Genomic DNA, 20,329 nt, shown 5'->3' with positions numbered 1-20,329 from the left:
ACTACCCTGAATATCGAGGTTCCCTGTCCCGCGCTGGTGAAACATCACCGGGCGGGGCGGGGAACTTGGCCATTTTTGAGTGAATCTGAAGGATCGTGAAGTGACCACCAACTCCTTGACCACTTCCCAAGGTGCCGGACGCGCCGGGGACAAGGTCTTCTCCGGAGCCACCCTGGCTGCGGGATGCCTGATCCTCGTGGTTCTCTTCGGCGTCGCACTTTTCCTCGTCATCCAGGCCATTCCGGCGCTCGTGGCTCCGCCCTCAGACATCCAAGGCGGCCAGGGCTTCTTCGCCTACATCGGGCCGATCGTGGTTGGCACCCTGATTGCCGCCGTCATCGCTCTTGTGATTGCAACCCCCGTCGCCATCGGCGTTGCCCTGTTCATCTCGCACTACGCGCCCCGCAGGCTTGCTTCGGGTCTTGGCTACGTCGTGGACCTTCTCGCGGCCATTCCTTCCGTGGTCTACGGCGCCTGGGGTGCGGCATTCCTTGCCCCCCAAATTTCGCCGGCTTACGGCTGGCTGGCCACCTACATGGGCTGGCTGCCGATTTTCCAAGGCCCCGCCTCGGCTACCGGCAAGACCATCCTGACCGCGAGCATCGTCCTCTCCGTCATGGTCCTGCCGATTATCACTTCCCTGTCGCGTGAGATCTTCCTGCAGACCCCGAAGCTCCACGAGGAAGCCGCCCTGGCCCTCGGCGCGACCCGCTGGGAAATGATCAAGATGGCCGTTTTGCCGTTCGGCCGCCCGGGTATCGTAAGCGCGATCATGCTGGGCCTCGGCCGTGCACTTGGCGAGACCATGGCCGTCGCGCTGGTCCTGTCCTCCGGTGCCCTGACCGCAAGCCTGATCCAGACCGGCAACCAGACCATTGCCGCGGAAATCGCCTTGAACTTCCCTGAAGCCAGCGGACTCAAGGTCAGCACGTTGATCGCAGCCGGTTTGGTATTGTTCGTCATCACGCTCGGTGTCAACATGATTGCACGCTGGATCATCTCCAGGCACAAAGAATTTTCGGGAGCCAACTAATGACTGTCACAGCCCCCGTAGCGCGCAAACGCTCCGCACTTACCAAGGGCCAGTTGCCCGCGTTCGCACCGTACGTCGTCCTGGCCGTCGCCCTGGTTCTCGGCGCAGCGATCCTTGCATTGATCGGCTTCAACGCCTTCGGCTGGGGCCTCGTGTCCGCCATCCTCTTCGCGATCGGCCTGGTCGGCTGGAGCGCAGTGGTCGAAGGCGGCCGCAAGGCGCGCGACAAGCTCGCCACGTGCCTCATCGTCGGTTCGTTCCTGGTGGCCCTGCTGCCCCTGATTTCGGTGATCTGGACCGTCCTTGTGAACGGCATCCCGGGCATCATCACCCCCGGCTTCCTGACCACATCCATGAACGGCGTCACAGGTTCCCTGGACAACAAGAGCGTGGACGACGGCACGAAGGTCCTCGGTGGCATCTACCACGCTGTCCTGGGCACGGTGCAGATCACGCTGCTCGCCACGGTCATCTCGGTTCCGGTGGGCTTGCTGACCGCGATCTACTTGGTGGAATACGGCAATGACCGGGCCCTCGCCCGCGCCATCACGTTCTTCGTCGACGTCATGACCGGAATCCCCTCCATCGTGGCAGGCCTCTTCTCTGCAGCGTTCTTCTTCGCCGTGGTCGGCCCCGGCACCAAGACCGGTGCGGTCGCCGCCGTCGCGCTTTCAGTACTGATGATCCCGGTGGTGGTCCGCTCCAGCGAGGAAATGCTCAAGATCGTCCCGAACGAGCTCCGCGAGGCTGCCTACGCGCTGGGCGTCCGCAAGTGGCGCACCATCCTCAAGGTGGTCATCCCGACGGCGATCTCCGGCATCGCGTCCGGCGTCACCTTGGCGATCGCCCGCGTGATTGGCGAGACTGCCCCGATCCTCGTCACCGCCGGTTTCGCCACCACCATCAACAACAACGTGTTCGGCGGCTGGATGGCCTCGCTGCCTACGTTCATCTACACGCAGATCCTGAACCCGACCTCGCCGTCCAACCCGGACCCGTCGAGCCAGCGGGCATGGGGTGCCGCACTGGTCCTGATCATCCTGGTGATGCTCCTGAACCTCGGCGCCAGGCTGATCGCCCGGATCTTCGCCCCCAAGGCCGGCCGTTGACCCGCCAGGCCACCCGCACACTTCCAACCACAGCACCGAAGGAACACCATGTCTAAGCGGATCGACGTCAAGGATCTGAACGTCTACTACGGCAGCTTCCTGGCTGTTGAAGGCGTCAACATCAACATTGAAGCCAAATCGGTGACGGCGTTCATCGGCCCGTCCGGCTGTGGAAAGTCCACCTTCCTGCGCACCCTCAACCGCATGCACGAAGTACTGCCCGGGGCGCGCGTCGAAGGTGAAGTCCTGCTCGACGGCGACAACCTCTACGGCCCCGGCGTGGACCCCGTGACGGTCCGCACCCAGGTTGGCATGGTCTTCCAGCGGCCCAACCCGTTCCCCACCATGTCCATCCGCGACAACGTGCTGGCCGGCGTGAAGCTGAACAACAGGAAGATCAGCAAGGGCGCGGCCGACGCGCTCGTGGAGAAGTCCCTGCGCGGCGCCAACCTGTGGAACGAGGTCAAGGACCGCCTCGAGAAACCGGGCTCCGGCCTCTCAGGCGGCCAGCAGCAGCGGCTCTGCATCGCCCGTGCGATCGCAGTGGAACCGCAGGTCATCCTCATGGACGAGCCCTGCTCCGCACTGGACCCCATCTCCACTTTGGCCGTCGAAGACCTCATCAACGAGCTCAAGGACGAATACACCGTGGTGATCGTGACGCACAACATGCAGCAGGCTGCACGTGTTTCCGACAAGACGGCGTTCTTCAACATCGCCGGCACCGGCAAGCCGGGCAAGCTCATCGAGTTCGCTGACACCACCACCATCTTCAACAACCCGTCCCAGAAAGCCACCGAGGACTACGTCTCCGGCCGGTTCGGATAAGGCCCCAGCGGCTCCCTAAAAGCCCGACGGCGACGGTCACCTTCCGAGGTGACTGCCGGCGTCGGGCTTTCGCGTGCCTGGACGACTCCTCAAGTCAGTGCGACAGCGGCGAGAGCGCCAGCCCGACGACGAACGCCACCACGGCGGTGACGATCGGCGTCGCGACCCAGAATCCCAGTATGCGCAGCACCATCCGGCGGTTGGTGACCGAAAAGTTCTGGTTGGTTCCTGCGCCAAGCACTGCCGACGTGACCGTGTGCGTGGTGGAAAGCGGTAAGTGGAATCCGATGGCGCCGACGAACAGCATCAGCGAGGTCAGGCTCTGGGCGATGAATCCCCGCATTGGGTCTACCCTCGTGAGCTTGTAGCCGAGGGTGTACGAGATGCGCCAGCCGCCGCAAAGCGTTCCCGCCGTGAGCATGACAGCCGTCAGCAGGATGACCCAGACTGGGAGGTCGTTGGGGCCGGACACCCCGGCCGCAACGGCGCCCAACAGGATCACCGCTACGGATCGCTGCCCGTCCTGCAGTCCGTGGCCGAACGCGACGGCAGCGGCCGAGACGGATTGTGCATGACGGAAGCGGCTATGCACGACGTCGGGCTGGGTGTAGCGCGCGGCCCACGTGACAGGCCACACGAGCAGGTAGGCGCCGAGGAAGGCAATCACGGGGGACAGCAGCAGCGGCAAGACCACTTGTGCCAGCAGGATATCGTCTACCCCGTTGACGGAGCTGCCACCCATCACGGCGCTTGCGGCTCCGGCGCCCACCAGGCCTCCCACTAAAGCGTGGGTTGACGAGAGCGGCACACCGCGCCACCAAGCGTAGATTCCCCAAAGGATGGCGCTGCACAGCCCTGCGGTGAGCACAGTCAGGCCGGTCATTCCCGGGGGGAGGACCACCCACGACTGGCTGAAAATCAGTGCGAATCCGCCGCTGAGCAGTACACCGGCAAAGTTGAAGACAGCCGCCAACACGACCGCTACAGACGGAGTGAGGGCACGCGTCCGCACAGAGAGTGCGACGGCGGTGGAGACGTCGCGGAAGCCGTTCAGGAATGCGAAGCCAGCCGCCAGTACCACCACAAGGGCGTAGAACGCGACCGCCACCTCATGCTTCCTTGACGATGATGCTGCCTACCTGGGTAGCGACCCGGCGCATGTCCTTGGTGACGTCGACCAGTTGGTTGGCTACGTCGCGATTCCTGGAAAACTGGGTGGACTTCATGTCACGGAGCATCTCGGCCACCCAGGTCCGGTGGCTGCGTTCCGCACGCTTCGCCAGCCGCAGGACCTCGATCCAGTAGTCCTCGAGTTCGTCAAGATCGTCCAGCTGGCGCATGGCATCGACCGTGAGTTCCGCCTGGCGGCTGATGATCTCCAACTGGTCCGCCGCACGCTTGGGCACCCGGTCCAGTTTGTAGAGGGCCACGAGCTCACCCGCGGCATCCAGCTTTTCCATGGCCTCGTTGAGGAAACGGGAAAGGGCATACATGTCTTCGCGGGGGAGCGGGTTCACGAAACTCGTGCGCATATGGGTCAGGAGGGCGAAATGCAGATCCGTGGATTTCGCCTCGTGCTCGTGCATCTCCTCCACAAGCCGTTCGTGCTCCGCGACAGGAGCTCCGAAGATCTCAGAAAGCGTCCCTGTTGCCTCAAGAATCTGGCGGGCCATTTGCGACAACAATTGCAACCCGGCGGGTTCTTGAGGGAAGAGACGCAGCTTCATTTGGCTTCCGGTAGGCGGGAGGGATCGGGATGGGGCGGCGTCTTCGCCGAAGGGCATAAAAATGGTGCCGAACCGGATACGCCTCTCGGCGGTAGGCCGCTCGAAGCGGCTATAAGTTGAAGCCCGGGGGTTTCGCGGTTCGACACCAGTTTCAGTTTTCTACGTCGTCCGAGCTAAGTCAACATTGACAGCTGGCGGTCGGGGTGGTTGTGACGGCCCGTCGCCCTTATATTTCACGTCAGTCCAGCTCTCCGAGGCGCCATGCATTGGCCGCGTGCTCCAGATCTTCGGCGGTCTTCACGAGCTGGTGGGAGTTCCGGGTCAGCTTGCTTGCGTGGCCTTCGTTCGAATGCTCGGCGCTGTCCGCCAAGGTGGCTTGGCCGAGCGCGACGACGCGGCAAAACGCGGCTGAGCGTTCCAGCGCGACGTCGAAATCGCCGTCGAACGCTCCCGAAAGGATGGCATCCGCCATCTGCTTCATCTCGTCGGCTCCCGGCGGCTCGGCGGCCCCCGCCACAACGTGCGACACCTGGGCGGTGTCCCGGCCTGCTTTGAAGTACACGGAAATGCGCTCGGAGTTCTGCATGGTGGCCGCGCGCAACGCATAGAGCCGCCACAAGGCGCCCGGCAAGGACCGCGCGGGACTCTCGGCCCACATTTCGGCGATGGCTTCAAGGCCTTGCTCGTCGGCGAGCTTCACGAGGCGCCTGGTGATCTTGGGATCGTCACTGTCCCTGCCTCGGCGCACGAGGGCCTGGGCGGCAAGGTGCGCTGCTTCGGACACGCGCGCGGGGTCCGCTCCACCGGCAAAAGGCTCGAAGTCAACCGGCGCGAAGGGTTTCGGCTTGTGGTGCCTATTTGCTCCGCCGTACACAGGAGGTCCCGATTGTTCGCTCATGCCCCAACGCTACTCCTGTGTTTTCGCTCGTGCACTCTTGACTGGGGGCGTTCCTTCCTGACCTTCTTTGAATCCGTGGGCACCGCGACTCGCCGTTGTGGGCGTGTGTCGTCGGCGGGGTTTGGATCAAAAGAGGTCAGGACGGCGCGGGTGCTGCCCGTGTCAAAACGGCCTTGAGCTTGAGGTACAGTATTTATGGCTGTTTCTACAGTCGGCAGGGGCCTTTAGCTCAGTTGGTAGAGCATCGGACTTTTAATCCGTGGGTCGTGGGTTCGATCCCCACAGGGCCCACCCTTAAACCCCCGGAACCGCTCGGTTCCGGGGGTTTACCTGTGCCAGGCGAAACTACGGCGTGGCCCACGTGGCCGGGTGGCGGCCGAGCGGTCCGGCTTGCTGCGACCACCGCGCGGGGATGCCGTCGATGCGACCGGGGAGAGGCACGTGTTGCGCCGGCCCCCAGTGAGTGGTGGTTGCGGTCAGGGTGAAGTCTGTCGGTGTAGCTACGGCCAGGTGGTCGTCCGGCGGGGTCAGCGAGTACAGCAGGTTGGCCGTGCCAATGAGTGAGCCCTGGATGCGGGCGGTCATCGAGTGGGTGAGCCGCCGGGTCAGGGCACGGGCAACGGCCGCACCCAATAGCCAGCCGGTCGCGTGGTCGAGCGCTTGAACGGGAAGGGGAGTGGGCTCCGCTTCGCCTGTGGCCGTCGCTCCGTCGTTAGCGATCCCGCAGCTCATCTGGACCAGGCTGTCGAAGCCGCGGCGGTTGCGCCAAGGTCCCTCCCAGCCGTACGCGTCCAGGCTGGCGATGATCAGGCCGGGGTTCACGGCGGCCAGCGCCTCGTCGTCGTAACCCAAGCGTTTCAGGGCGTCGGCCCGCAGCCCCGATACGAGCACATCGGCACCCGCGAGCAGTTTCTCAAACGTCGAGCGGTCGCTTGGGGCAGTGAGATCCAAAGCGGCCGTACGTTTGCCGAGCGTCGTCTCAGGGAGCAACGAGGGCACCTCGTCAAAGCCTGGCGGGTCGATCCGCAGCACGTCGGCACCGTAACCAGCGAGGAACTTGGTGCACACCGGTCCAGCGATCACCCGCGTCAGGTCCAGCACGCGCACCCCGTCGAAGGGCAGACGCCCGACGGCGTTCGGCATCCCGGTGCCCGGCGAGGGGCGCTCGACGACGGACATGGGCGGCGCGTCCGCCGTCGCCATCCCTGGAGCGGAAGCGAGCCATTGCCCGCGGTGGTGCATGACGGCGGCACATCCGCCCGCGTCGACGATCGCCGTCTCCAACTCTTCGGCGCGCAACCCTGCCACCGCGGCCTGAACCGTGTCGCGGTCATGGGCGCCCAGAACGCGCTCGACGGCGGCACGGTGGCTCGCGTAGTTGGTGTGCAGCCGGATCCAGGCGTCGGCCGCGCGGTAGTTGCCGGCGATGGGGTCCCACAAAGGTGGGCGGGTCCAGCCGATCGGGGCGAACAGCCTCTCGGAGGCGAACGCCGCGCACGAATCCCGACTGTCTATCGTCACCGCTCGCGACCCTGGCTGGCGGCGGGCTGCGAGGAACTGATCAGCGGCCACTGTCGCGACGGCGACCGCTCCCGTCGCGAGTCCTGTCACGTCGAACGCCGCCGGGAGAACCGACCTCGGTCCGGTAGTCGTTAGCTGAGTGGCCGGCCAATCAGCATCATCGGCACCGATTGCGTGCCACATCCGGGAGGCCACATCAGCGAAACTGTCGTTCACACTCACCATTCTTGACGGGCCAACACGAAACGAGCAATGGCAGCCGGATCCAACGCTTCCTGCCCAAGTGGGCCTTCAACTGCCAGACTGTTCTTCATGCAAGCGCTTTTGGACGGACTCCTGAATACCAGCCCGCTCGTGATCGCCTGCATCGTTTTTGCCCTCGTGTTCGCTGAGGATGCAATCTTTGTGGGTTTTGTGATCCCCGGTGAAACGGCAGCGGTGGTCGGCGGCGTGATTGCAAGCCGGGGGCTCTTCGAATTGTGGGCCATGATCCTCATTGTGGTGACTGCCGCGATCACGGGAGACACCGTGGGCTACGAGATTGGCAAGCACCTCGGCCCGCGGGTGATGGCGCTGAAAATTCTGGACAAGAGGCGCGCCCAATTGCAGAGGGCCGAAGACTTCCTCAAAGACAAAGGCGGCGTAGCGGTGCTCCTGGGCAGGTTTACCGCCTTCTTTCGTGCCGTCATGCCCGCGCTCGCAGGACTCAGCCGCATGCCCTACCGGCGCTTCGCGTTCTGGAACTTCAGCGGCGGCATTATCTGGGGGTCCTTGTTCGTGACGCTCGGCTATGTGGCCGGAAATTCGTACGAAGAAGTGGCGCGCGTGGTGGGCCGGGGCGCCGCGGCTGTGGTGGCAGTAATCGTAGTGGCGATCCTGCTTGTGTGGCAGCTCAGGAGGCACCGCGCCAAGAAGGCGTGATGCCGCAGGAGCGTGGAAATCCCGCCGAAACCTCAGGGCTTTAGGCTGGTCACAATTCGTTCGGGAGGGGTGGTGAAAGGTCGAACTGGATATGTCTGACGTTTGGCGTTATAACCGTAGTAGCTGCCCCGACGTCCTCGGCTTTATCTGAGCCTCGAGTGATCTGATGTCCGCTTCCGCAGCACAGAACTTTTAAGGAGAACCGATGCATCTTTTGCCCCGTGAGCAGGAAAAGCTCATGATCGTGGTCGCGGCAGACCTCGCCCGCCGTCGGCAATCCCGCGGCCTAAAGCTCAACTTCCCCGAAGCCGTGGCGATCATCAGCTACGAACTGATCGAGGGCGCCCGGGACGGCAAGACCGTTGCCGAACTGATGAGTTACGGAACCACCCTGCTTCGCCGTGAGGATGTCATGGAGGGAGTGCCCGAGATGATCCATGATGTCCAGATCGAGGCGACTTTCCCTGATGGCACCAAGCTCGTCACCGTCCACGATCCGATCCGCTAGGAGGCCAACATGATTCCCGGTGAATACCGTCTCCAATCGGAGCCCATCGCTTGCAACAGCGGACGCGAGGCAATCGCCGTCGAAGTAGTCAACCGTGGCGACCGCCCCGTCCAGGTGGGTTCGCATTACCACTTTGCCGAATCGAACCCCGCGCTCGATTTCGACCGCGAAGCCGCCTATGGCCGCCGGCTGGACATCCCCGCGGGAACGGCCGCGCGCTTCGAACCAGGCGATTCCAAGACCGTCAGGCTCGTGGCCCTTGCGGGCAGCCGCGAAGTCTACGGACTGCGGAACGCCGTCAATGGTCCCCTTGACGCGGACGCCGGAAAGAACGACGGCGGCGCTGCCGCTTCCACCGGGGGGTCTGCCGCCACCGAAGGGCCCGGGGCCAGCAAGGAAGGGACAGCCCAATGAGCTTCGAAATTTCGCGCAAGCAGTACGCAGACCTCTACGGCCCGACGACGGGCGATTCCATCCGCTTGGCGGACACCGAGCTTTTCCTTGAGATCGAGAAGGACTACACGGTCTACGGCGAAGAGGTCATGTTCGGCGGAGGCAAGGTGGTCCGCGACGGCATGGGGCAGAACGGCCAAGTGACCCGGGATGAGGACGTCCCGGACACCGTCATTTCGAACGTGGTGGTCCTCGACTACACGGGAATCTACAAGGCCGACGTGGCGCTCAAAGACGGCCACATCTTCAAGATCGGCAAGGCAGGCAACCCCCAAATCGCCGACGGCGTGGACATCGTGATCGGGGCCAGCACCGAGATGATCGCCGGAGAGGGCAAGATCCTCACCGCAGGCGGCGTCGACACCCACATCCACTACATTTCCCCGGACCAGGTCCCCACGGCCCTGTGCAGCGGCATCACCACCATGGTGGGCGGCGGCACGGGGCCCGCAGAAGGCACCAAGGCGACCACCATCACGCCTGGCAAATGGCACATTTCACGGATGCTGCAAGCCGCGGAAGGGCTGCCGATCAATATCGGCCTCTTCGGCAAGGGCCACGCGTCCGCCATCGAGCCGCTCGCCGAACAGATCCGCGCAGGAGCAGTGGGCCTCAAAGTCCATGAGGACTGGGGCGCCACGACGTCGTCGATCGACATGTCCCTGCGCGTAGCCGACGAATACGACGTCCAGGTAGCCATCCACACCGACACCCTTAACGAGTGCGGATTCGTGGAGGACACCATCAAGGCCATCGACGGCCGCGTAATCCACACTTTCCACACGGAAGGCGCGGGCGGCGGGCACGCCCCGGACATCATCAAGATCGCCGGACTGACCAATGTGCTCCCGGCGTCCACCAATCCCACGCTCCCCTACACGCGCAACACCATCGAAGAGCACTTGGACATGCTCATGGTGTGCCACCACCTCAACCCGGACATCCCGGAAGACGTGGCGTTCGCCGATTCCCGCATCCGGGCCGAAACCATCGCCGCCGAAGACGTGCTCCAGGACTTGGGTATCTTCTCCATGACGTCCTCGGATTCCCAGGCCATGGGCCGCGTGGGCGAAGTCGTCATCCGCACGTGGCAAGTGGCCGACGCCATGAAGCGGCAGCGGGGTGTGCTCAAGGATCCGTCAGGTGCAAGCCACGGCGCTGCAAACGGCCTTGGCGGGGAAAGCGACAACTTCAGGATCAAGCGCTACATCTCCAAATACACCATCAACCCCGCCATCGCGCAGGGCATGGCGGACTCCATCGGCTCCGTGGAAGTGGGCAAGTTCGCCGACCTCGTCCTCTGGAATCCAGCCTTCTTCGGAGTGAAGCCGGAACTGGTCCTCAAGGGCGGCCAGATTGCCTACGCCCTCATGGGCGATTCCAACGGCTCCATCCCCACCCCGCAGCCGCGCACCATGCGCCCGATGTTCGCCACCCACGGCAAGGCGTTGCAGCAGTCCTCCATCACTTTCCTGTCGAAGGCCGCCATCGATGCCGGTGTACCGGAAGTGCTTGGCCTTGAACGCGTCATCCGGCCCGTGTCCGGCATCCGGAACTTGCGCAAAGCGGACCTGAAGTTCAACGGCGAGACGCCCGATATCGCCGTCGACCCCGAAACCTACAAAGTGACGGTCGACGGCGAAGACGTCACCTGTGAGCCTTCCGACGTGCTGCCCATGGCCCAGCGCTACTTCCTTTTCTAAATCGCCCGAGGAGAAACACATGATCATCGAAAAGATCCTCGGCAACCTGCACGAACTGCCCGACCCCGAACAGTACGCCAGCCACCACAAGGAGAAGGTCGTCCTACCCAGCGCCCGACTGGTCAAACGAATCCAGCGCGTCACCACGGACCACGGGAAAGAGCTCGGCATCCGCCTCCCGGCCGGATCCGGCGACCTGCGCGACGGCGACATCCTCGTTGTCGAGGACGCGAACCTGATCGTGGTGTCCGTGCTGCCGAGCGACGTCCTGGTCATCGCCGCCCGCAGCATCTACGAAATGGGCGTAGTGGCGCACTCCCTCGGCAACCGGCACCTCCAGGCCCAGTTCTTCGACGGGTCTTCCGAGTACGGGGCCGAAGTCATGGTGTGCCAGTACGACCACACGGTCGAGGACTACCTCAAGCACGTCGGTGTGCCTTACGACCGCCAGGAACGCGTCATGCCGGTGCCTTTCCGCCATGCTGAACACACACACTGATTCCGTTCGCCGACGCGTTCGGCCAGCTGCTTTGTCGTCCCGCCTTGAGGGGGTGGCATGACTTCTTATCAGCTTGCGTTGCAGCAGCTCACTGACTCCGCGTTGCCTACTGGGGCGTTTGCGCATTCTCTTGGATTCGAGACGTACATTGACCGCGGGTTGGTTCACGACGAAGCCTCGTTCGGCACCTGGCTATCTGCGTTTGTGGGGCAGCAGTTGACTTATTCCGATGGTTTGGGCATTCGGTTCCTTTATGAAGGGGTCAGTGCGGGGGAGTTGGATGCTCATTTGAGCGCCCAGCTCTTGCCTCGGCAGCTGCGGGAGGCCAGTACCAAAATGGGCGGGCGGCTGATCGAGATCGGGACCGAAGTCTTTCCGTCGGCCGAGCTGGAGGCGTACCGGACTCTGGTGACCACGGGCCGGGCCGCCGGCCATCAGCCGCTGGCGTTCGCCGTCGTCGCGCGCTCGCTAGGAGTGCCGTTCGAAGAAGCGCTGGCCGGTTACCTTTTCGCGGCGGTCACCTCCCTGACCCAGAACGCCGTGCGCGCCATCCCGCTCGGCCAGAACTCCGGGCAGCGGCTGCTGCGCAAAGCGCACGACGACGTCGCTGCCGCCGTCGAACATGCCCGGCACCTCGGCTGGGACGACTTCGGAGCCGTCAGCCCCGGCCTGGAAATTTCGCAAATGCGGCACGAATGGCAACGTGCACGCATGTTCATGAGCTAGAACCAAAGGAGGACACATGTCTGAACCCATCAAGATCGGCATCGGCGGCCCGGTAGGTGCCGGCAAAACGCAGCTCGTAGAGCGCCTGACCCGCCACATGAGCCGGGAAATCTCCATGGCCGCCATCACCAACGACATCTACACGATCGAAGACGCCAAAATCCTCGCGGCCAACGGCATCCTGCCCGAGGACCGCATCATTGGCGTCGAAACCGGCGGCTGCCCGCACACCGCCATCCGCGAAGACACCTCCATGAACACGGCCGCCATCGAGGAACTCAAGAAACGCCACCCGGACCTGCAGGTCATCTTCGTCGAATCCGGCGGCGACAACCTCTCCGCAACGTTCAGCCCCGAACTCGTGGACTTCTCGATCTACATCATCGACGTCGCACAGGGCGAAAAAATACCCCGCAAAGCCGGCCAAGGCATGATCAAGTCGGACCTCTTCATCATCAACAAGACCGACCTCGCCCCGTTCGTCGGCGCAGACCTGTCAGTGATGGAGCGGGACTCCAAGGAATTCCGCGGCGACAAGCCGTTCTGCTTCACCAACCTGAAGACCGACGAAGGGCTCGACAAGGTCATCGCATGGATGCGGCACGATGTCCTGATGCTCGACCTGGCCCCATGAGCACGACGGCTACGGCGGCTGAGCTCTCACCGGCGGATGGGTCACCTCCGGCGGCTCGGCCGGATTTGGGGCCGTGCCCGCTTCGCGGTGCCCGCCACGCCGCGGCCCCCAAATCCGGCTTCGCCGCCTCTTCGAGCAACTCGCCGCGGGGCGAGCTCAGCCTGCGGGTCGCCTTGCGTGCTGGTCGGTCCGTGGCCGTGCAGCAGTTTCATCGGGGTGCCTTGCGGGTGTTGAGGCCGCATTACTTGGATGGGTCGGGACAGGTTTGTTATGTCGTGGTCAATCCGGGCGGGGCGTATTTGGGGGCGGATCTCTATGTTGTGGATGTCGAGGTCGAGGATGGGGCTTCTCTGCTCTTGACGACGCAGTCGGCCACGAAGATCTATCGGACGCCGGAATCGTTTGCCGAGCAGCGGATGACAATCCGGCTGGGGGAGGGGGCGGAGCTGGAGTTGGCTCCGGACCAGCTCATCGCCTACCGGGAGGCCAGTTATCGGCAGAATACGCGCATCACTGTGCGCCCGACGTCGAGCCTGGTCATGGCGGAAGTCATCACTCCGGGCTGGTCGCCGGACGGTGCTTCTTTCAAGTACCGGGAACTGCGCCTCCGGAACGAGATCCGGGTGGAGGGTGACGACGGCGCGGCGCTGCTCGCGCTCGACAACCTCCTGATCCGGCCGCCCCTGGGCGATGTGACCGGGTTGGGCTTCATGGAGGGGTACAGCCACCTGGGTTCGCTCGTTGTGGTGGATCCGCGGGTTGATCAGGCGCTCGCCGATCAACTGCACCGGCTGACGGCAGGGTATGACGCGTACTCCGGCTTGTCCCTGAGTCGGAGCATCGCGGGCACAACGGGCCTGGTCCTGCGGTCCCTTTCGAACAGCACCGAGGAACTGAATCGATTGCTGGGCGCCTGTACCGGCCTCTTGCGCGAACGCTGGTACGGCAGGGCCCCGATGAACCTCAGGAAGTACTGATGACGTCACTCGCGGAACTTGCCTCGATGTACCGCCGGCGTGAGCACCTCCCGATGAAATCGCGCCTCGCGTTCATGTTCGGCTCCGTCGTCCTCCTGCACCTTGGCGCCGTTGTGCTCCTGTTGGTGGGTGGCGCCGGTGGCGGGCAGCCGCTGGCGCTGGGCCTCGTGCTGACGGCCTATGTGGCCGGCATCAAGCACAGTTACGACTGGGACCACATCGCCGCGATCGACAATTCCACGCGAAAATTCGTGGCGCAACGCAAGGACCCAGTAAGCGTCGGCTTTGCCTTCAGCCTGGGCCACAGCTCCGTGGTGATCCTGGCCGGTGTAATGGTGGTCGGCGGCGCCAGCCTCGTGGGCCAGCTCATGGAGGACGGCACCACCGGACACCTCGTGCTGGGGCTGATCGGCAGCGGCGTCTCCGGGATCTTCCTCCTGGCCATGGGTATCTTCAACGGGTCTGCGTTCCTTCGCACGATGCAGTTGTACCGCGCCGCCCAGGCCGGTGGCGCGATCGCCGTCGACGACCTCGAAACCAAAGGGTTCATCGCGCGCCTCCTGGCCAAGCCGCTGTCCAAGGTCCAGCGTCCGCGGAGCATCTACGTGATCGGGTTCTTGTTCGGCCTCGGATTCGACACCGCCACCACCATCGGGCTGCTGGTGCTTACGACGGCGGCCTCGCTTGCGGGAGTGTCCGTGCTCGCCCTCCTGGCACTACCGCTGGCTTTCACCGCGGCAATGACCCTCTGCGATTCCGTCAACGGGGTGGCCATGATGCGTATGTACAAGTCGGCTATCAACGATCCCCGGCGCAAACTTGGATTCAATGCGATCATCACTGGCATCTCGGCCTTCTCGGCGCTCTTCATCTCGGTCATCACGCTGGGTGGTTTCCTCAACGCGGCCTTCGGGCTGCGCGATCCGGTCACCACGTGGTTGGGCGAAATAGACCTCGGCGACGCCGGGCTGGTGCTGATTGGGCTATTCGTCGTCGTTTGGGTGGTCGCAGCCGTGCGGTTCCGGGTCCGCGCAGCGCTCCGTGGGAAGCCCTGACGACGCCCGCTCACTTATAACCCGAATTCTGACGACGCCCGCTCTCTTATGCCGGGAAAATCGACGACGCTCGCTCTCTTTTGGGGCAATTTTTGTCAACCCTCCTGCAGTTGTATCGCCGGGGGTCGACGGCGGGGGTCGGCACTGGGTGCGGAAGTCGCCGTCGGGCATTAAATAGTTGGCGGCGACGGCGGGCTACGGCTTGGGCTGGAGCCACTCGAGAAGCCGATCGACCGGCCATGTTGTGATGATCCGATCGGCGGGTACGCCGTTGGCTCCCGCGCGCTCGGCACCATATTGCAGGAAATCGAGCTGGCCCGGGGCATGCGCGTCACTGTCAATGCTGAAAAGGCAGCCGGCATCGAGGGCAATACGAATCAATTCGTCCGGCGGGTCCTGGCGTTCAGGCCGCGAGTTGATCTCGACCGCGACTGAGTGTTCCGCGCACGACGCGAATATTTCTTCTGCGTCGAACTCCGATGGGGGCCGTGTTCCTCGTGATCCTTTGACCAAGCGGCCGGTGCAGTGACCAAGGACGTTCGTATGGGGGTTTTCGATAGCGGCGAGCATGCGTCGAGTCATCGACCGTTTGTCTGATCGGAGCTTCGAGTGGACACTGGCCACCACAACGTCGAGTTGGCTCAGCAGTTCCGCGGACTGATCCAACTCGCCGTCTTCAAGAATGTCCACTTCGATTCCGGTTAATAGCCGAAAGCTGGACGATTGCCCGTTGTTGATCCCATCCACGACCGTGAGCTGCTCCATCAAACGCTCGGGGCTGAGTCCGTTGGCGATGGTGAGATTGGGGGAATGATCGGTCAAAGCGAGATATTCCCGTCCGAGAATATTCGCAGCGGTCACCATGACCTCTATCGGCGAGCCGCCGTCGGACCAGTTGCTATGGCTGTGCAGATCACCCCGGAGCTCGGCGTTTAGCTCGTGCCCACCGTTGACCAAGGGCTCGGCGCCACGACGGCGGAGATTCTCGAGGTAGTCAGGAACAGCGCCGCTCAGGGCTTGGCTGATCACCTCGAAGGTCCGGCTGCCGATTCCCTTGGTCCGCTTGAGGCGGCCATCTTTGACCCGGGCAGCCAGTTCCTCTTGGCTCAGGCCGGCGATGACGCCCGCGGCCCGGCGGAAGGCCTGGACCTTGAAGCTGTCCGCCAGTTCCCGTTCCAGCCAGAAGGCGGTTTCGTTGAGCGCGTCGATGGCGTCCATGGCTCAATCATGTACCACACCGCGCCCAGACGTAGGTGAGCGAGGGTTTGGATTCGGGTGCCGATAGGTGAGCGAGCGTTTGAGATTTCAGACGCTCGCTCACCTATGTCGGTTCCACGACCGACGCTCGCTCACATGAGGTGAGCGGGGGTCTGGGTTTGGGGGCGTATATGTGAGCGGGCGTCCCGGGGTGGGGCGTCATGCTGCCGGAATTACTGGGACGGCCCGCACTGCCCTGCAATAATCGGAACCAGTTGCCTCGCTCGAGTTGCACGCGGGGCGGTATGAACGTTCGGACGAATCACATCGCAGACGAGGCGGACATGACCAACACCCCCATCCAGCAGGACACCGACACCACGGCGAAGCCCATCGCTATGAACCCCGCCACTGACGAGGACCTGCTTCACCGGCTCGCGGATGCTCACGGCGTCGGGACGTCGTTCCATGGCTGGGATGGGCTGCAACACGACGTTTCGCCCACCACGTTGATTCAAGTGCTGGGCGCCCTCGGGGTTACGGCCCATTCCAACGAGCAGATCGAGGCGGCCCTCGTGGACGCAGAAGTGGCGCCGTGGCGGCGGATGCTGCCGCCCGCCGTCGTCGTCCAAGAGGGAACGACCGCGGCTGTGCACGTCCACGTCCGCGACGGTTCGCCGGCCCGGCTGTCGATCTCGCTCGAGGACGGAACGGAACGCGAAGCCACCCAGCAGGAGGATTGGGCGCCCTCGCGCGACGTGGATGGAGTGCCCACAGGCCGTGCCACGTTTGAGGTGCCCGCCGGGTTGCCGCTCGGCTGGCACTCGCTCACGGCCGAGTCCGACGGCGTGACGGCCACCGCGGCGCTGGCCGTGGTTCCGGCCACGTTGCAGACGGCAGCACAGCTGGAAGAGCGGCGGGGCTGGGGACTCGCCACGCAGCTGTACTCGGTGCGCTCGAAGCGCTCATGGGGTATCGGGGACTTCGCGGACTTGGCTGATCTGGCGTCCTTGGCCGGGGCGCGCGGGGCCGACTACATCCTGGTGAATCCGCTGCACGCCGCGGACCCTGTGCCTCCGGTTCAAGCGTCGCCGTATTCTCCGTCCACCAGGCGGTTCTTCAACCCCATTTATATTCGCATTGAAGCAATTCCCGAATTGGCATATGTAAAGCCCCGCAAGCGCGCCACGGTGGACCGGTTGTTGGATGACGTCCACGCGCTCAACAAGGACGCGGAACGGCTGGACCGGGACCAGATCTTCGCCGCGAAGCTCGCTGCACTGGAACTCCTTCACACCGTCAAGCTTTCTCCTGCCCGGCAGCGCGCCTTCGAGGAGTTCTGCCGGGAGTCCGGTGCGGGCCTGGACGATTTCGCCCTTTGGTGCGCCATCCGCGAGGACCGCTCGCCGGACGACCCCTTCTGGCAGGAACCCGAGGCCACCCTTGGCTCGCCCGAGGTTGAGGCGATGCGGCAGGCCTTGGCCGATCGGATTGGTTTCCACCGCTGGCTGCAGTGGATCTGCGATGAGCAGCTCGAGTCGGCCCAGGCCGCGGCGAAGCGATCCGGCATGAGGCTGGGAGTCGTGCACGATCTCGCTGTCGGGGCGGACCTGAGCAGCGCCGACGCCTGGACCCTGCGCAGCAGCTTCGCGCCGGGCGTCAGTGTGGGCGCACCGCCGGACATGTACAACCAGTTGGGCCAGAACTGGAACCAGCCGCCATGGCACCCGGTCCGCTTGGCCGAGGCGGGCTACGCGCCGCTGCGCGCGATGCTCTCCACCGTCCTCCGCCATGCCGGCGGAATCCGTGTGGACCACATCCTGGGGCTGTTCCGTTTGTGGTGGGTGCCCGCTGGCAACTCCGCCCGCGACGGCGCCTACGTCCGCTATGACCACGAGGCCCTCATCGGCATCCTCGCTCTGGAAGCGCACCGCGCGGGCGCGGTGGTCATCGGCGAAGACTTGGGCGTTTTCGAGCCGTGGGTGAGGGACTACCTTGCGGCCCGCGGCATCCTGGGCACGTCGATCCTCTGGTTCGAGTACGACGGCGACTCGCCTCTCCCGCCCGAACGGTACCGAACGAGGGCCCTCGCAAGCGTCAACACCCACGACCTCCCGCCGACTGCCGGGTACCTCGCCGGCGATCACGTGGAACTCCGGAGCAAACTGGGTTTGCTCGAACGAAGCGTGGCCGAGGAACGGGCCGAGCACGAGGCCGGCCTGGACAAGATGATGGGGTTGCTGCAGGAAAAGGGCCTCTTGCCGGCCGACGGAAAAGCGCTGGGCGAAGAGCAAGTCATTGAGGCGCTCCACCGCTTGCTGGCCCTCGCGCCCTCAGTCCTGTTGGGCGTTGCGTTGGTGGATGCCGTGGGCGAAAGGCGCGTGCAGAACCAGCCGGGAACGACGTCGGAGGTCTACCCCAACTGGCAAGTGCCGCTGGCCGACGACCACGGCCGCGCGGTACTGATTGATGACCTTGATGCCAACCCGCGGTTCAACTCCCTGCTGGCTGCCGTGGACGAGGCTGTGCGGGGTTAGGCACCGCATCGAGGCGTGAGATCTCGCCTCTTTCGGGTCGCGAAAACGCCGAGATCTCACGCATGGATGGGTGAACTCAGGTCGCGATGACCAAAGCGGTGGGTGAACCTACGCTCAGCTGCTCGAGGACTTCGCCCGGGATGCCCGTGGCACGGTCCAAGGCCAAGGTTGTGACTTGGTTGGATCGCTCGTGTGCCACGTGGAGCCAGCCGTCGCGGACCAGGTGGTGTCGGGGCCAGTCACCACCACTGGGCACGTCCGCCACGGGCCGGAGCCGGGTTCCGCTGCCTTCGACGGCGAGTACCGAGATCCGGTTCGAGCCGCGGATGCCCGCGTAGACGAAGCGATTGTCCGGGGACAGCGCGATTTCCGCTGCTGCGTCGCCGTCCGCGGATCCACCCGCCGTCGCAGGACCGCGATGGTGGAGCGCAAAGCGGCCGTCCCCGCCGGGCAAGAGCACTGCGACCTCGATGGAATATTCGGTCAGGACGAACACGGCGTCGGCAGAGGGGTGCTGGACCAAGTGCCGCGGACCGCTGCCCATGGGGAGGGCCACCTGGTGGTCCGGGAGCAGGCCGCTGTCCGGGAAGTAGTTCCACACCCGCACAAGGTCGAACCCGAGGTCGGTGGTCATGATCCGGCCGTCCTCGAGCATGAGGCTTGCGTGGGCGCGGCTCACCCTGGGGCCGCCTGTGGCGATGTCGATGCCTCCGTCGACGCCGGCGTACGGGTCCTTCGCCGGCGGCGCGGCAAAGCGCGAGGTGATGCCGCCGTCGTCGTCGAGCCCGTACAGCAGCACGTTGCCGTCGCCCCAACAGTTGACCACGATGAAACGGGCGGAAGGGTCGACGGCGACGTGGCAGGCCGCAGACCCAGCCGGCCAGGCCTCGCCCAAGGGTTCAAGGACGAAGGGCCCCGCCTGCCGGTATGCCCGGACCGTCTGGGCGGCCTCGGCTACCGCATAGACCACGGGCAGCGCGGGGTGAACGGCAAGGAACGACGGCGACGGTGCTTCGACGGCAGTGCCGAGCCAACTCAGGTGGCCACCTCCCCGGGCCGAAACCGCCCCAATGCCCGTTCCGATCCCGTCGCTGTCCACGGTGTACGCACCTGTCCAGATGAGCGTTCCCTCGATGTCCTCTGCCATGCCGTCCTCAGTGTCCCTGTACGTCCGAGTCGACTCCGGCATCGGCACCCGCGTCCAAAGTAGCGATCGCGGACAGATCGTCGTGATCCAAAGTGAAGTCGAAAACGTCCAGGTTTTCCTTCATGCGCAGCGGATTGGCGGACTTCGGGATGGCAACGAGCCCTTCCTGGACGTGCCAGCGCAGCACCACCTGACCCGGAGTCTTTCCGTGTTTCTTCCCGATCGCGGCCAACACCGGCGCGTTCAGGAGATCGCGGCCGGCCCCCAACGGACTATACGATTCCGTGGCGATGCCATGGCTGCCATTGAATGCCCGCTCGTTGATCCGGGTAATGGACGGCGAGATCTGGATCTGGTTGACGGCCGGCACCACCGATGTTTCCTCGAGGAGCCGCTCGAGATGCGAGGGCTTGAAGTTGGACACGCCGATCGATCGCACCTTCCCCTCAGCCTGGAGCCGCTCGAAAGTCTCCCAAGTGGACACGAATTCATTCCGTTGGGGGAGCGGCCAATGGATCAACAAGAGGTCCACGTAGTCCAGTCCGAGCCGCTTGAGGGATCCCTCGAGCCCCTCGACGGCACGATCGCGGCCTTGATGCGTGCCGTCCAGTTTGGTGGTGATGAACAGTTCCTCGCGCGGGAGGCCGCAATCCCGCACGCCCTGCCCGACGCCGGCCTCGTTACCGTAGCGGTACGCCGTGTCGACGTGCCGGTAGCCAAGCCCGACGGCGGACACCACCGCCGCGGCGACCTGGGCGTCGTCGAGCGGCCAGGTTCCGAGGCCGATCTGCGGAATGGCATTACCGTCATTGAGCCTGACGGTCGGAGCAAGTGCCATGGTCCTGTCCTTTCGGTT

20 protein-coding genes and 1 tRNA gene are annotated in these 20,329 nt (G+C 64.4%); 14 read left to right on the top strand and 7 right to left on the bottom strand.

Annotated features, from left to right (window positions below):
* The first annotated feature begins 100 nt into the window (after positions 1-100).
* Genes pstC through pstB form a run of 3 tightly spaced genes read left to right on the top strand, consistent with a single transcriptional unit; the run spans position 101 to position 2,970 of the window.
* On the top strand, positions 101-1,033 hold the full coding sequence (gene pstC / locus QRN45_RS10160) for a phosphate ABC transporter permease subunit PstC (RefSeq protein ID WP_241707171.1): 933 nt from the start codon (positions 101-103) through the stop codon (positions 1,031-1,033).
* Entirely contained in the window at positions 1,033-2,142 is a 1,110-nt protein-coding gene (gene pstA, locus QRN45_RS10155) for a phosphate ABC transporter permease PstA (protein WP_241707172.1), read from the top strand. The genes pstC and pstA overlap by 1 nt, the downstream gene beginning before the upstream one ends.
* A gap of 48 nt (positions 2,143-2,190) precedes the next feature.
* Positions 2,191-2,970, top strand: coding sequence for a phosphate ABC transporter ATP-binding protein PstB (pstB, locus tag QRN45_RS10150; protein WP_078106948.1), 780 nt, complete (start codon positions 2,191-2,193; stop codon positions 2,968-2,970).
* Between the two features lie 94 nt (positions 2,971-3,064).
* On the opposite strand, the gene QRN45_RS10145 is transcribed toward pstB, so the two are convergent.
* From QRN45_RS10145 to QRN45_RS10135, 3 genes are all read right to left on the bottom strand, one after another.
* Positions 3,065-4,078 carry an inorganic phosphate transporter gene (locus QRN45_RS10145; RefSeq protein WP_241707173.1) on the bottom strand — a complete coding sequence of 338 codons (1,014 nt, stop codon included), beginning with the start codon at positions 4,076-4,078 and terminating at the stop codon, positions 3,065-3,067.
* Position 4,079: 1 nt separating this feature from the next.
* Positions 4,080-4,697: a DUF47 domain-containing protein gene (locus QRN45_RS10140; protein WP_078106946.1), complete on the bottom strand. Its 618-nt coding sequence runs from the start codon at positions 4,695-4,697 to the stop codon at positions 4,080-4,082.
* A 238-nt stretch (positions 4,698-4,935) separates the two neighbouring features.
* A complete protein-coding gene (locus QRN45_RS10135) occupies positions 4,936-5,595 on the bottom strand; it encodes a hypothetical protein (RefSeq protein ID WP_078106945.1) in 660 nt (219 codons plus the stop codon).
* A 218-nt stretch (positions 5,596-5,813) separates the two neighbouring features.
* Here QRN45_RS10135 and QRN45_RS10130 point away from each other — a divergent pair.
* A tRNA-Lys gene (locus QRN45_RS10130) sits at positions 5,814-5,886 on the top strand.
* 54 nt (positions 5,887-5,940) lie between these two features.
* Here QRN45_RS10130 and QRN45_RS10125 read toward each other — a convergent pair.
* Positions 5,941-7,332: a CoA transferase gene (locus QRN45_RS10125; protein WP_284763218.1), complete on the bottom strand. Its 1,392-nt coding sequence runs from the start codon at positions 7,330-7,332 to the stop codon at positions 5,941-5,943.
* A gap of 96 nt (positions 7,333-7,428) precedes the next feature.
* On the opposite strand from QRN45_RS10125, the gene QRN45_RS10120 reads away from it, so the two are divergent.
* The 9 genes from QRN45_RS10120 to QRN45_RS10080 all read left to right on the top strand — a co-directional run bounded on the left by QRN45_RS10120 (position 7,429) and on the right by QRN45_RS10080 (position 14,592).
* Positions 7,429-8,037 carry a DedA family protein gene (locus QRN45_RS10120; RefSeq protein ID WP_264637178.1) on the top strand — a complete coding sequence of 203 codons (609 nt, stop codon included), beginning with the start codon at positions 7,429-7,431 and terminating at the stop codon, positions 8,035-8,037.
* A gap of 205 nt (positions 8,038-8,242) precedes the next feature.
* Positions 8,243-8,545: an urease subunit gamma gene (locus tag QRN45_RS10115; protein WP_078106942.1), complete on the top strand. Its 303-nt coding sequence runs from the start codon at positions 8,243-8,245 to the stop codon at positions 8,543-8,545.
* A 9-nt stretch (positions 8,546-8,554) separates the two neighbouring features.
* Positions 8,555-8,959 (top strand): urease subunit beta, encoded by a 405-nt coding sequence (locus QRN45_RS10110; RefSeq protein WP_241707176.1) that lies wholly within the window; start codon positions 8,555-8,557, stop codon positions 8,957-8,959.
* On the top strand, positions 8,956-10,701 hold the full coding sequence (ureC, locus tag QRN45_RS10105; protein ID WP_284763217.1) for an urease subunit alpha: 1,746 nt from the start codon (positions 8,956-8,958) through the stop codon (positions 10,699-10,701). The genes QRN45_RS10110 and ureC overlap by 4 nt, the downstream gene beginning before the upstream one ends.
* A 19-nt stretch (positions 10,702-10,720) precedes the next feature.
* A complete protein-coding gene (gene ureE, locus QRN45_RS10100; RefSeq protein WP_284763216.1) occupies positions 10,721-11,200 on the top strand; it encodes an urease accessory protein UreE in 480 nt (159 codons plus the stop codon).
* A gap of 57 nt (positions 11,201-11,257) precedes the next feature.
* Complete coding sequence (locus QRN45_RS10095) at positions 11,258-11,926, top strand: urease accessory protein UreF (RefSeq protein WP_284763215.1); 669 nt, start codon at positions 11,258-11,260, stop codon at positions 11,924-11,926.
* Positions 11,927-11,942: 16 nt separating this feature from the next.
* Positions 11,943-12,560 carry an urease accessory protein UreG gene (ureG, locus tag QRN45_RS10090; protein ID WP_284763214.1) on the top strand — a complete coding sequence of 206 codons (618 nt, stop codon included), beginning with the start codon at positions 11,943-11,945 and terminating at the stop codon, positions 12,558-12,560.
* Complete coding sequence (locus tag QRN45_RS10085) at positions 12,557-13,537, top strand: urease accessory protein UreD (RefSeq protein WP_502870707.1); 981 nt, start codon at positions 12,557-12,559, stop codon at positions 13,535-13,537. Before ureG ends, QRN45_RS10085 begins: the two co-directional genes overlap by 4 nt.
* Complete coding sequence (locus QRN45_RS10080) at positions 13,537-14,592, top strand: HoxN/HupN/NixA family nickel/cobalt transporter (protein WP_241707180.1); 1,056 nt, start codon at positions 13,537-13,539, stop codon at positions 14,590-14,592. Before QRN45_RS10085 ends, QRN45_RS10080 begins: the two co-directional genes overlap by 1 nt.
* Positions 14,593-14,787: 195 nt before the next feature.
* Here the strand turns inward: QRN45_RS10080 and QRN45_RS10075 are convergent, their stop codons facing one another.
* Positions 14,788-15,810 (bottom strand): PHP domain-containing protein, encoded by a 1,023-nt coding sequence (locus QRN45_RS10075; RefSeq protein ID WP_241707181.1) that lies wholly within the window; start codon positions 15,808-15,810, stop codon positions 14,788-14,790.
* A 323-nt stretch (positions 15,811-16,133) separates the two neighbouring features.
* Between QRN45_RS10075 and malQ the strand changes: the two genes are divergently transcribed.
* The gene (gene malQ, locus QRN45_RS10070) at positions 16,134-18,326 is read left to right on the top strand and encodes a 4-alpha-glucanotransferase (protein WP_413542296.1); all 2,193 of its coding nucleotides are present in this window, start codon (positions 16,134-16,136) and stop codon (positions 18,324-18,326) included.
* Between the two features lie 76 nt (positions 18,327-18,402).
* Here the strand turns inward: malQ and QRN45_RS10065 are convergent, their stop codons facing one another.
* Positions 18,403-19,473: a lactonase family protein gene (locus QRN45_RS10065; protein ID WP_241707182.1), complete on the bottom strand. Its 1,071-nt coding sequence runs from the start codon at positions 19,471-19,473 to the stop codon at positions 18,403-18,405.
* A gap of 7 nt (positions 19,474-19,480) precedes the next feature.
* Positions 19,481-20,311: an aldo/keto reductase gene (locus QRN45_RS10060; protein ID WP_241707183.1), complete on the bottom strand. Its 831-nt coding sequence runs from the start codon at positions 20,309-20,311 to the stop codon at positions 19,481-19,483.
* Between the last annotated feature and the right edge of the window lie 18 nt (positions 20,312-20,329).

Origin of the sequence: Arthrobacter sp. efr-133-R2A-63, from assembly GCF_030209795.1 — a bacterium.
Classification (GTDB): domain Bacteria; phylum Actinomycetota; class Actinomycetes; order Actinomycetales; family Micrococcaceae; genus Arthrobacter; species Arthrobacter bambusae_A.
Note: the sequence above shows the minus strand (reverse complement) of the source record. Positions and strands in the feature narration are given on the sequence as shown.